10 protein-coding genes are annotated in these 11,893 nt (G+C 70.4%); 5 read left to right on the plus strand and 5 right to left on the minus strand.

Features of this window, described 5'->3' with window-relative positions; all coding sequences use genetic code 11:
• Positions 1-27 precede the first annotated feature (27 nt).
• Complete coding sequence (locus OWM54_RS33790; RefSeq protein ID WP_141323678.1) at positions 28-1,200, plus strand: thiolase family protein; 1,173 nt, start codon at positions 28-30, stop codon at positions 1,198-1,200.
• Between the two features lie 71 nt (positions 1,201-1,271).
• On the opposite strand, the gene OWM54_RS33795 is transcribed toward OWM54_RS33790, so the two are convergent.
• The 4 genes from OWM54_RS33795 to dgcN form a co-directional block, all read right to left on the minus strand.
• Positions 1,272-1,808, minus strand: a complete 537-nt coding sequence (locus tag OWM54_RS33795; protein WP_141323680.1) for a hypothetical protein — start codon at positions 1,806-1,808, stop codon at positions 1,272-1,274.
• 221 nt (positions 1,809-2,029) lie between these two features.
• Entirely contained in the window at positions 2,030-3,877 is a 1,848-nt protein-coding gene (locus OWM54_RS33800; protein ID WP_267700130.1) for a MutS-related protein, read from the minus strand.
• A 91-nt stretch (positions 3,878-3,968) separates the two neighbouring features.
• Complete coding sequence (gene dgcA, locus OWM54_RS33805) at positions 3,969-4,955, minus strand: N-acetyl-D-Glu racemase DgcA (RefSeq protein ID WP_267700131.1); 987 nt, start codon at positions 4,953-4,955, stop codon at positions 3,969-3,971.
• Positions 4,956-4,961: 6 nt separating this feature from the next.
• Complete coding sequence (gene dgcN / locus OWM54_RS33810; protein WP_267700132.1) at positions 4,962-5,978, minus strand: N-acetyltransferase DgcN; 1,017 nt, start codon at positions 5,976-5,978, stop codon at positions 4,962-4,964.
• A 185-nt stretch (positions 5,979-6,163) separates the two neighbouring features.
• Here dgcN and OWM54_RS33815 point away from each other — a divergent pair, with 185 nt between their 5' ends.
• The 3 genes from OWM54_RS33815 to OWM54_RS33825 all read left to right on the plus strand — a co-directional run bounded on the left by OWM54_RS33815 (position 6,164) and on the right by OWM54_RS33825 (position 8,799).
• Entirely contained in the window at positions 6,164-7,258 is a 1,095-nt protein-coding gene (locus OWM54_RS33815) for a vWA domain-containing protein (protein WP_267700133.1), read from the plus strand.
• Between the two features lie 153 nt (positions 7,259-7,411).
• On the plus strand, positions 7,412-8,182 hold the full coding sequence (locus OWM54_RS33820) for a metallophosphoesterase family protein (protein ID WP_267700134.1): 771 nt from the start codon (positions 7,412-7,414) through the stop codon (positions 8,180-8,182).
• Positions 8,182-8,799, plus strand: coding sequence for a hypothetical protein (locus OWM54_RS33825; protein WP_267700135.1), 618 nt, complete (start codon positions 8,182-8,184; stop codon positions 8,797-8,799). The genes OWM54_RS33820 and OWM54_RS33825 overlap by 1 nt, the downstream gene beginning before the upstream one ends.
• A gap of 16 nt (positions 8,800-8,815) precedes the next feature.
• Here the strand turns inward: OWM54_RS33825 and OWM54_RS33830 are convergent, their stop codons facing one another.
• The gene (locus tag OWM54_RS33830) at positions 8,816-10,750 is read right to left on the minus strand and encodes a sulfatase-like hydrolase/transferase (protein WP_267700136.1); all 1,935 of its coding nucleotides are present in this window, start codon (positions 10,748-10,750) and stop codon (positions 8,816-8,818) included.
• Between the two features lie 135 nt (positions 10,751-10,885).
• On the opposite strand from OWM54_RS33830, the gene OWM54_RS33835 reads away from it, so the two are divergent.
• Entirely contained in the window at positions 10,886-11,794 is a 909-nt protein-coding gene (locus tag OWM54_RS33835) for a LysR family transcriptional regulator (protein WP_223745512.1), read from the plus strand.
• Positions 11,795-11,893: the final 99 nt, after the last annotated feature.

Raw genomic sequence — 11,893 nt, forward strand, 5'->3', positions numbered from 1 at the left:
GTGTTACCCGGGCAAGGAGACATCAAGATGCCTGGTCGAGTCGTGATTGCCAGCGCGGTCCGCACGCCGTTCACCCGCGCGCACAAGGGAGAGTTCAAGGACACGCGGCCGGATACCCTGGCGGCCGTCGCCATCAAGGAGGCCGTGGCGCAGGTCCCCGGCCTGAAGCCGTCGGACGTCGAGGACGTCGTCCTGGGCTGTGCCATGCCGGAGGCCGAGCAGGGCATGAACGTGGCGCGTCAGGCCACGCTGCTGGCGGGTCTGCCGGTTGACGTCCCGGCGATGACCATCAACCGCTTCTGTTCGTCCGGGACGCAGGCCATCGCGCAGATTGCGGCGGCCATCCAGGCGGGCCACATCCAGGTGGGCATCGGTGGTGGCACCGAGTCCATGACGATGGTGCCCATGGGCGGCAACAAGGTCAGCGCCAACCCGGACATCATGGCGAACCACCCGGAGATCTACAGCTCCATGGGTGTGACGGCGGAGAACATCGCCTCGCGGCACAACGTGTCGCGTGCGGACTCCGACAAGTTCGCCGCCGAGAGCCAGCGCCGCGCGGCGACGGCTCGGGAGACGGGGAAGTTCAAGGAGGAGATCGTCCCGGTCACCACCACCGTCTACGACGAGGAGGGCAACGCGCAGACGGTGACGGTGTCGGTGGACACCATCCTGCGTCCGGAGACGACGGCCGAGGGCCTGGGCAAGCTGCGCCCGGCGTTCAACGCCAAGGGCGTGGTGACGGCCGGCAACGCGTCGCCGCTGACGGACGGCGCGGCGGCGGCGGTGGTGATGAGCGAGGAGAAGGCGAAGGAGCTGGGCGTCAAGCCGCTGGGCTACTTCGTGGACTTCGCCGTCGCGGGCGTGCCTCCGGAGGTCATGGGCATCGGCCCCGTGCCCGCGGTGCGCAAGCTCCTGGCGAAGAACAAGCTCGAGGTGAAGGACATCGACGTCTTCGAGCTGAACGAGGCCTTCGCTCCGCAGGCGCTGTACTGCATCCGTGAGCTGGGCATCCCGGAGGACAAGGTGAACCCGAACGGGGGCGCCATCGCCCTGGGTCACCCGCTGGGCGTGTCCGGTGCGCGGCTGGTCGCGACGATTCTGCGCGAGCTCAAGCGCCGCAACGGCCGCTACGGCGTCGTCACCATGTGCATCGGTGGCGGCATGGGCGCCGCGGCGCTCATCGAACTGGCGAAGTAATCGCCGCACGCTCCTGAAAGTTCACGGGCCCCGGGGAAGCGCTTCCCGGGGCCCGTTTTCGTTCGGGGACCTCAGAAGAGGCGGGTGATGACGAGGACGGAGGGGCCCGCGACGGAGGTGACGCCCTGGGGCGTCGAGCATGCGAGAAAGTCCGTCTGGAGCAGGGTGGAGGTGACGACCACCGTGGCGCCCACGAAGCGGCCCTCGGTCACCGTGGACTCCGTTGCGATGACAACCTCTCCCAGGGGCGCGGCGCGCAGGAGGGCTCGACCCTGCCCCGTGCTGTAGGTCCCGTCGTTCCACTTCAGTGTGAGGGACAGGTTTCCGTTCTCGAGCAGGCCACACGAAAGTGGGGTCTGCGCGAACGTATCGAGACTCGCGGACACGAGCCCCAGGGGGAGCCCCGTGCAGGGGCCGTAGAGCGCCTTCGAGTCGACGGTGATGAGCCGAGGGGTGTTCGAGAGCCCGGGCGCGTAGTTGACCCTCAAGGTGCCCGGGCAGGTGAGGGCCACGGGCTGCGCACGGCTGGCCGGGGCCAGCAAGAGGGTCGCCATGAACAGGGTGGACAGGACCGCGTGGAGCGCGTGGTTCATCATCAGTTCCTCCATGGACCGTGGCTCGAGCGCCACGTGAGCCGATGATGGTCGGGCGCGGGAGCGGTCGTGCGATGGGCACGCGGAGGCGGAGCTCGTCCGACATGATTCGCGCCAGCGGGTGCTCAGCACCTCACGAAGGGATTGGACTCGAAGACAGGGGCCGGACGCAGGGCAGGCGGTGATGGCGAGCAGGGGCTGCGCGCCCGGAGAACGGGCGGCGGGGTGGAGCGGGCCTACTCCCGACGCTCGGGCGCCTCGGGGTCGTCCACGGGGACACCGGCGAGTCGCAGCACGCGCAGCGCGTTGGTGGTGTCCACCACGCCTTCCCGCAGCGTGTAGTCGAACACCATCTGTCCCTCCTCCAGGTGGTCCCTGAAGTGGACGTTGCGGACCTTCGCGTTCGTGGTCTCCTCGGCGAGCGAGGTGAGCGACAGGTCATGCGTCGTCACCGCGCCGCTGGCGCCCGTGGCGAGCAGCAGGCGCAGCACCTCGCGCGAGGCGAGCTGGCGCTCTCGCGTGTTGGTGCCCAGCAGGATTTCGTCGAGCAGGAACAGGGCCTGGCCGTTCGCTGCGCGCGCCGCGTCCAGCACGGCCTTGATGCGCTGCACCTCCGCGTAGAAGTACGAGACGCCGCGCTCCAGCGAGTCCTTCACCCGCATGCTGGTGAGCACATGCAGCGGTGACAGGCGGAACGACGCGGCGGACACGGGCGCTCCGGCGAGCGCCAGCACCACGTTGGCGCCCACCGCGCGCATCAGCGTCGTCTTCCCGCTCATGTTGGAGCCGGTGATGATCAACGCGTGCGCGGGGCCCGGGAGGGACACGTCGTTGGGCACGGGCGCGTCCAGCAGCGGGTGTCCCAGCTTCGTCGCCTCGACGATGGGGCCCTCCTTCACCAGTGTGGGCCAGGCGAAGGCGGGGCGGTCATGCGCGAGCCCGGCGACACAGGACAGGGCCTCCAGCTCCGCGAGCGCCTCGAACCAGTGCCGCACGCGGGTGCCGTGCTTCTCGCGCCAGTTCTCCAGCGCGAACAGCGCGTGGATGTCCCAGAGGGTGAGCCAGTGCACGATGGGGTGGAACTGGTGCCGCTTGAACTCGATGAGCGAGAAGAGCTGGCTGAAGCGACGGAAGTGCGAGGACACCGGCGGCTCGCCCTGCTGTTGGAGGCCCGCCTGGAGCTGGCGCAGCAGGGGATGCTCGAAGCGCTGGCTCTCGATGCGCTCGAAGAGGGGGGCATACCGCGCGAAGCCCCGCTCGCCCTTCTCCACGTTGTCGTCCATCCGCTTGAGCGTCTTGCGGGTGGCGGCGGCCAGCGCGAGCTGTGCGATGAGGCCCGCCCAGACGGATGCGCCGGGAATCACGCCCACCTCGCCCAGGACGAAGAGCGCGAGCGTCACGAAGGGCAGCACCACCGCCAGCGGACGGGACCAGCGGATGGAGTCGAGCGAGGAGCCGGCTTCCGCCCATTGGATGAAGAGCGCGGGGTCCGCCTTCTCCTTGGCCACCGTGCGCGCGTCCACGCAGAGGTCCTGGCGGAAGTCCACGCGCGGGGCCAGCTCCTGGGCGGCGCCCTGTCGGGCCTCGACGACCTCCCGTGAGGCAGGGGACGACAGCCACGCGGCGAGCCGCTCCTCACCGGCGCGGGTGGCCGTCTCGTTGAGGAGCTGGAACAGGCTGCCCTGGCCGAAGACGTCCAGGTCCGGCGTGTAGAGGTGGGAGGGGGAGGCGAAGCGCTCGCCCTGCTCGGTGAACTCGTGCCAGCCGTGCCCCAGGCGCGCCAGGCCCCGCTCGTTGAGCGTCACATAGAGCCGCTGGCGCTCCTCGCGACGGAACACCTGGTGGTGCATGACGGCGAGGATGATGAAGACGACGACGAAGCCGAGCGCGCCCCACCACCACGTCTTCGGCAGGCGTCCGGTGAGGATGAGGCCCGAGATGATGGCCGCGGCGAGGACGGCCACGGTGCGCAGGTTGGCGTAGCGGGCGCTGATGCGGTCCAGGACGGACAGCTCCGCCTGGGCGGCGGCGCGGCGCTCGGTATACGTGTGGTGGGGACTCGGGCGGGTGGCGTTCACGGACACGGTGGCCGCGCATGCTGTGCTTCCGGCCCGCCCAGGGCAAGAGGCCCTTGTCGTCGGGTGCCATCGGGACGACGAAGCCCCACCCGGGCCTTCAGCCCCACAACTCCCGGGGCGGCCAGAACAGGGTGTTGCCCTCGAAGTGCAGGCCCGGCTCGCGGTCCTTCGCCAGCAGCAGGGGACCGTCCAGGTCCACCACCTCCGCGTCCTGGGCCACCAGGGCCGCGGGGGCCATGGACAGGGACGTGGCCACCATGCAGCCCACCATGAGCTGCAGCCCGTGCCCTCGCGCGTCCCGGGCCAGGGCCAGGGCCTCGGTGAGCCCTCCCGTCTTGTCGAGCTTGATGTTGAGCGCGTCGTACTTGCCCACGAGCGCCGCCAGCCCGTGCCGGTCATGCGCGGACTCGTCGGCGCACACGGCCACCGGGCGCCCCAGGCCCCGCAGGGCCTCGTCGTCCGAGGCGGGCAGGGGCTGCTCCACCATCACCACCCCCAGCTTCGCGCACGCATCCAGCAGGCCGGGCAGCTCCGCGGGGCTCCAGCCTTCGTTGGCGTCCACGATGAGCCGGCTGGCCGGGGCACCCTCACGGATGGCCCTGAGGCGCTCCAGGTCCTCGGTGCTCCCGCGCCCGAGCTTCACCTTGAGCAGCGGTCGGTGCGCGGACTTCACCGCGGCCCGGCCCATGGCATCCGCCGTGTCCAGGCTCAGCGTGTACGCGGTGACGAGCGGCCGGGGCTCGGGCATCCCCAGCAGCGCCCAGACGGGCCTGCCGGTCCGCTTCGCCTCCAAGTCCCACAGGGCGCAGTCCAGCGCGTTGCGCGCGGCCTTGGGCTCGAGCACCTCGGAAACCTCCTCCCGGGACAGCCCTCCCTCGATGCGCGCCCGCGCGGCCTCCAGCGCCTTCAGGACACCCGGCACCGTTTCGCCATAGCGGGCATAGGGCACACACTCGCCGCGCCCCACGGCGCCGCCTTCCTCCAGCGTGACGACCACCACCTCGGCGCTCGTCTTCGAGCCCCGGGAGATGGTGAAGCTGCCGGCGATGGGCCAGCTCTCGTGTCGGACGGTGAGCTTGCGCATGGGCCTTCAGCTCCGGACGGGGAAGCGGCGTGAGAGCTCGTCGACGAGCGGCCCGACACCGGTGCGGATGGGGTCCACGCAGGGCAGCCCGTGCTCGCGCCCGGTGCGCTCCATCAGCGCCAGGGCCTCGGCTTCGTCCAGGTGCTCGGTGTTGATGGCCAGCCCCGTGCACTGGATGGCGGGGTTGGTGAGCTGTCCCTCCAGCACGGTGCGCTCGATGACGGCTTGAATCGAGGGCAGCGCGTGCTGGACGCCACGCATCTTGGTGCGCGTGGGCTCGTGACAGACGATGAAGGCATCCGGCTGCGCGCCATGCAGCAGCCCCAGCGTCACGCCCGCGAACGAGGGATGGAACAGCGAACCCTGTCCCTCCACCAGGTCCCAGTGGTCCGCGTCGTTGGCGGGGGACAGCCACTCGGCCGCGCCCGCGACGAAGTCGGACACCACCGCGTCGATGGCCACGCCCCGACCCGAGATGAAGATGCCCGTCTGTCCCGTGGCCCGGAAGTCCGCCTTCAGGCCACGCGCCCGCATCTCCTTCTCCAGCGCGAGCACGGTGTATTTCTTTCCCACCGAGCAGTCCGTGCCCACCGTCAACAGGCGCAATCCCTGACGCTTGGTGCCCTTGCCCGTGGCGAAGTCCTGGTCGGGAATGCGCACGTCGTGCAGCGCGCGGCCGTTGCGTCGGGCCGCCTCGGCGATGGCGGGGAACGAGGACAGCCTCTTGTGCAGCCCCGTGGCGACGTCCATCCCCGCGTCCAGCGCATCCACCAGCTTGCTCACCCAGTGCTCCGGCAGCACTCCGCCCGCGTTGGCCACGCCGACGATGAGCGTCCGGGCGCCCTTGGCCTTCGCCTGCGCGATGTCCAGGTCCTCGAGGCCACAGTCCGCCTTGCAGCCCGGCAGCCGCAGCTGCCCCACGCACCAGTCCGGCCGCCAGTCGACGATGCCGTGCGCCGTCTTCGCCGCGAGCTGGTCGGGGACATCCCCCAGGAACAACAGGTAGGGCTTCTGGATCTCCACCAAGGTCCTCCCCGGGCCCCAGGCAGGGGCTGTGGCGCGCTTTTCAGCACGGCCCCTCGAAGCCCGCAAGGACTGTCGGAAAGCGCCTCGGAACCACCCCTCACGTAGGCCCTTGCGGCGCCCCGAAAATGTCAGACCCACCCCGTATTCTTCCTCTCGTCACGGCACACGAGGGGAGCCAAGAAATGGGCAAGTCCGTCGTCGATAATCGCGTCGAGATTGTCTTCAGCTTCGATACCACCGGCAGCATGTATCCCTGTCTCGCGCAGGTCCGAAAGAAGCTGCACGGAACGGTGTCCCGGCTGATGAAGGAGATTCCGGGCATCCGCATCGGCGTCATCGCGCACGGCGACTACTGCGACGCGCGCTCGACGTACGTGACGAAGATTCTGGACCTCACGGACGACGTGAACGCGGTGGTGCGGTTCGTGGACAAGGTGGGGCAGACGGGCGGCGGCGACGCGCCGGAGTGTTACGAGCTGGTGCTGCACGAGGCGCAATCCCTCTCATGGACCGCGGGCTACAAGCACGCCTTCGTGTTGATTGGCGATGACGTGCCGCACGCGCCCTCGGACAATCCGAAGCGGCTGGACTGGCGCAAGGAGGTGGACGCGCTGGGTAGGCTGGGCATCCCCGTGTACGGGGTCCAGGCCCTGGCGCGCCGCCACGCGACGCCGTTCTACCGGGAGCTGGCCCAGAAGTCGGGCGGCTTCCACCTGAGCCTGGACCAGTTCTCCCACGTCACCGACATGCTGCTGGCCGTCTGCTACAAGCAGGCGTCGGACGCCCAGCTCCAGGCCTACGAGGCGGAGGTCTCCCGCGAGGGCCGCATGAGCCGGAGCCTGAGCGGCCTGTTCAGCACCATGCTCGGGCGCGCGCCCACGTCCGTCTACGGCGAGGCGGACCTGCGCGCCGTGCCTCCCGGCCGCTTCCAGTCGCTGGAGGTGGACGCGGACATGCCCATCAAGACCTTCGTCCAGGAGAACGGCCTGGGCTTCAAGACGGGCAGGGGCTTCTACGAGTTCACCAAGACGGAGACCATCCAGGGCCACAAGGAGGTCATCCTCATGGACCGCAAGACGGGGGACTTCTTCAGCGGCGAGCGCGCGCGGGAGATGCTCGGCCTGCCCCCGGGAGAGACGGTGCGCATCCGGCCCGCGAGCCTGGAGAAGTACGTCGTCTTCGTGCAGAGCACCTCCGCCAACCGCAAGCTCGTGAAGGGCTCGCGCTTCCTCTACGAGGTGGAGGACTGGGACGGCGCCAAGGCGCTCGCGGCCTGAGTCCCGACGACAGGGGCAACGGCCCGGAGTGCGTGTTGCGATGACGGTGACTGTCGGTCAGGTGATGGTCGACATGAGCCATTGTGTCTTGGGAGCGGCCCGGGCGAATCCAAGGGTTGAAGAGGTGGCATCGGGTCGTTAGTTCCGAGGGTCGTGAGACCCTGGCTCCCATCGCTGCTGCTCCTCTCGGGCTGTGGCGCGTTCGAGATGCACCCGTACGAGGTTCGCGGGGGCGAGCGGGACTCGAATGCGCGGGCCGTGGAGCGGCTCCAGCAGCGGATGAGCTCGGGGCCCTTCCGCTTCGCGGTGATTGGGGACATCGGCATCTTCCAGGGCTCCTCGGAAGCGGCGGTGCGGGACCTGGCACGGCGGGACGTGGACTTCGCCGTGCAGATGGGGGACCTGACGGAGTTCGGCTCGGCGGACGAGTACAAGTGGGTATCGAAGCTGCTCAGCGACGCGTCGGTCCCCACGATGGCGGTCATCGGCAACCACGACATGGTGGGCAAGGGGACGGAGCTGTTCCTGGCCCGCTTCGGTCCGACGTTCCTGTCCTTCGAGCATGGCGGCAGCCGGTTCGTCCTGTTCGACTCGAACTCCCGTGAGTACGACTTCCCCGGCGACGTGCCGGACCTGGCCAGGCTCGGGCAGGCGCTCGCTGATGCTCCGCCGGACGGCCACCTCTTCACCTTCTCGCACGTGGCGCCCGGGCATCCGGACTTCGACCCGGCGCTGACGGGACCCATCGAGGAGCTCCAGTCGGAGCGGGGCGTGACGGTGTCCTTCCACGGCCACGCCCACCGCTTCCAGAGCGATGAGCGACAGGGCGTGCGCTACTTCGTCACCGACGCGCTCGACATCCGCAGCTACCTGCTGGTCTCCGTCGAGGGGCCGTCGGTGGATGTCGAACAGGTCTTCTTCTGATGTCGCGCCCGGGGCTCGCGGGAGGACTGCTGGCGTCGCTGCTCCTGGCGGCGTCCTCGGCGCGCGCGGAGGAGCAGGAGCTGCTCGAGGACGCCTCCGAGTCGAAGGGGGCGCCGTGGTACGTGCCGGACCATGCGGCCGTGCAGTTCGCGGGCTCCATCGGGATGCTCGCGGCGGGGCCCGGGTGGGCGTTCCTGGACGAGCAGGTGGACCTGGAGGTGCTCGTGGGCTGGGCGCCGCAGGCGGTGGCGGGCTCGGACTTCGTGACGCTGACGCTCAAGGCGCAGTGGCATCCGTTCCGGGTACGCCACGGGGAGTGGGACCTCCGTCCGCTCACCCTGGGCGCGGCGTTCAGCTACACATTCGGCGACGACTTCTACCTGACGCTGCCGGACCGGTACGAGTCGGGCTACTACTGGTTCAAGACGGCGCTGCGCCCGGCGTTCCTGCTGGGTGGGGGCGTGGGGCGGCCGGCGAAGGTGCTCGGCTTCGAGCGGCTCGAGGGGTACTACGAGCTGGTCGCCACGGACTACCGCATCGTCCAGTTCCTCCGGAACCCGGACACCGTGAAGCTGGGCCTGTTCTCGCTCGCGCTCGGTGCCCGCGCCCGCTTCTGAGTCACGGACGCGTGTCTCAGCGTGGCGGCTGGGTCGCGGTTGCGGGAGCCCCCGTGGGGACGGGCCGGGGCGTGGGCTCGGAGGCCTCGCTCTGGGCGCCACCGCCGCGCAGCCTGCGGAGGATTCGCGGCGCCTCGGCCGCGAAGCGCTCCTGCGCATCTGGCAGCGGGCGGTCCCACAAGTCACTCAGCTCGGTGCCGGGCAGGCCCGCGCCGAAGCGCACCTTCAGCTCACGCCCGATGAGCGCGTAGCGCGGCTCCCAGCCGATGGTGGTGAGCAGGTAGCGCCGAGGGTCCGGACGGCTCATCGGAATCCCATCCCCCAGCTGCTCCGGCGTGTGCGTGTCCCCCAGCAGGTCGAACAGCGTGGGCACGAGGTCGATGTGGCCGGTGACGGCCTCGACCTGGCCCGGCGGCAGGCGCTCATCGAAGACGAGCATGGGCACATGCAGCTGCAGCTCGGTGACGTCGCTGGCGTGGCCGACGCGGCCGTGCTCGCGGAACTCCTCGCCATGGTCTCCGGTGAAGACGACCAGGGGGCGCGTGCCGCGCACGGCCTCCCACTGGGACAACAGCTCCTCCACCTTCGTGTCCACCTCGTAGGCGGAGTTCCACGCGCGGGCCTTGAGGTGCTCGGCGGGCACGCGCGCGGTGGCGAGACCTCCCTTGCCGTCCCACGCGGGCGAGAACACCGCCGAGCGCGGCGGGTAGTCGTAGTCGAAGTGCGTGCCCGCGAAGAACACGAACGTGAACAGTGGCGTGTCCACGGGCGTGGTGCGCGCCAGGTCCAGCGCGTCCTTCACCATGGCCGCGTCGCGCAGGTGGCTCTTGCCCTCGTAGTCCGTGCGCAGGCCGCCCTGCACGTCGCGGAACACCGTGTCCTTCAGCCCCATCCAGTCCACCGAGGACGCGGCGAAGAAGGCCTGGCGATAGCCGTTCTCCCGCAGCGCGGGGAAGAGCAGGGGCGCGCGGCCCGCGCCCACCACCGCGTCACGGCGCTGGGCCTCCAGGCCGAAGAAGAGGCTGAAGACCGAGTAGTCCGTGGAGCTCGCCGCGCTGTGGTGGTGCAGGAAGCGCGTGCCGTGCTCCGCGCGCTTCCACAGGTGGGGCATGACGTCCGGACGGAAGAAGTCGTCGCGCAGGCTCTCGACGAGGATGAGCAGGATGTCGGGCTTGCGCGTGAAGCGCACGGCGGCGGGGTCGATGGTCGACGCGGGCGCGCCGGCCTCGGGGCTCACGCCCAGGCGCAGGCCCGACGCGGGAGGCCGGCTCGTCAGCCGCATCAGCAGCGTGTTCATCCGCACGGGCGGCTGGAGGGGCAGGGTGGTGGCCGCGTGCAGCACCGCGCCACCATGGGCGAACACGAGCCACGCGCTCGTCAGGCGCTCCACCGCGGTGGTCAGCACGAGGACGGCGACCAGCCTCGCCACGTGCCGGGGCCGATGGACGCGGCGCAGGAACTGGACGCCCACCCAGACATCGAGCGACAGCACGGCCAGGGTGCCGACCGCGAGGAGCGCGAGTTCGTGCGGCGCGAGCCCCGTCTCCGCGAGCGCGCGAGGCTGCATGGCCACCGCGAGCACCAGGCCGTTGATGTGGAAGCCCAGCGAGGACAGCACGAGCGCGTCCACGCCCAGCATCGCCACGCCGAGCGCCACGGCGATGGGCAGGGCCACCGCGTAGCGCCGCCCGAGCAACATCAGCGGCAGCGTGGCGACGAAGGTGAGCAGCCCCAGGAACAGGGCCTGGATGACGCCGCCCGCCAGCAGCACGGGGCGCAGCGAGGCGGCCAGCCGCTCCACGGAGGCGAGCAGGGGGGCACCGAAGAACGCCAGCGCGAGCAACCCGTGCAGCGTGCACCACAGCAGCGCGGGGCCCATCAGGGGCGTGGCGCCGGCCAGACGCTGGCGGAGCCCCTGGGCGGGGAGGGTGTCGGAAGGCGTCCGGGACATCGCGCCTTCTGCTAGCCCGCCCCCGGCGCATGTTCAAGCAGCGACGCGCGCCCGACTGCTTCCTCGCAGTGGAAGCGCGCCCGGCGTCTCCAGAGTCCTCGTGCCGCGTGTGGGAGGGGTGCCAGGATGGGGAGCATGCCGCCACGCAAGCTGGTGCGACATCTCGTCTGGCTGGAGTCCTTCACCGCCGCCGTGGAGGCGGGCAGCATCGAGTCCGCCGCCGAGCACCTGGGCGTGGCGCGCTCCGTGGTGAGCGAGCACATCCGCGCGCTGGAGATGGCGCTGGCGGACGGCGCCACGCTGCTCGAGCGCGGCCCCGGGCGTCGACTCCAGCTCACCGCCCGGGGGGAGCGGCTCTTCGCCGGCACCCAGACGCCCCTGCACCAGCTCGACATGAAGCGCCTGAAGGACCTCGCCAGCGCCGAGCCCGTGGTGCGCCTGGGGCTCAATCCCACGCTGTCCCTCTCGCTGCTCGGCAAGGTCGCCCAGAACGCGGCGGCCACGGGGCTCAAGCTGGTGCTCAGCTTCGGCGGGCCGCACGAGCTGACGCGCCAGGTGCAGACGCGCCAGCTGGACCTGGCCCTGGACTTCACGCCCCTGCCGCCACACGAGGGCGTGGAGTCGGAGTCGCTGCTGCGCATGCCCTTCGTCGTGCTCGCGGGCCCCGGGAGTTCGCTCGCGACAGCATCCACGGCCCGGCGCACGCTGCATGTGAGGGACCTGGCGGGCCAGCCCTTCGTCGACTGGCTGCGCGACGACCCCTACGGTGGCGCGAACAGCGCGCGCTTCGCGGAGCACGGCGTCGCGGTGCAGGAGGTCGCCCGCGTCGAGAGCTTCCTGCTCCTCTACGAGCTGCTGCGCGCGTTTCGCGCCTGCGCGATCACCCCCGACCTGCGCCCCATGCACCCGTTCCCGGAGGACATCCACGCCTGGCCCCTGAAGGAGGAGGAGCCCCAGGCCGTGGAGGTCGTGGCCCTCTGGCCCTCCGGCTCCCTCAGTCCCGGGGCCGCCAGCGTCCTCGACGGACTGCGTCAGCGCGTGTGAGTTCTCGTCGATAAAACGACGAAGGCGTCGGATTCTGTCGGTTTTCCGGAGCCGACTGCCGTCAGTATCCTCTCCTGATTGGAAGTTTTCACCAGGAGT

The organism is Myxococcus sp. MISCRS1 (assembly GCF_026626605.1).
In the GTDB taxonomy this organism is placed as follows: domain Bacteria; phylum Myxococcota; class Myxococcia; order Myxococcales; family Myxococcaceae; genus Myxococcus; species Myxococcus fulvus.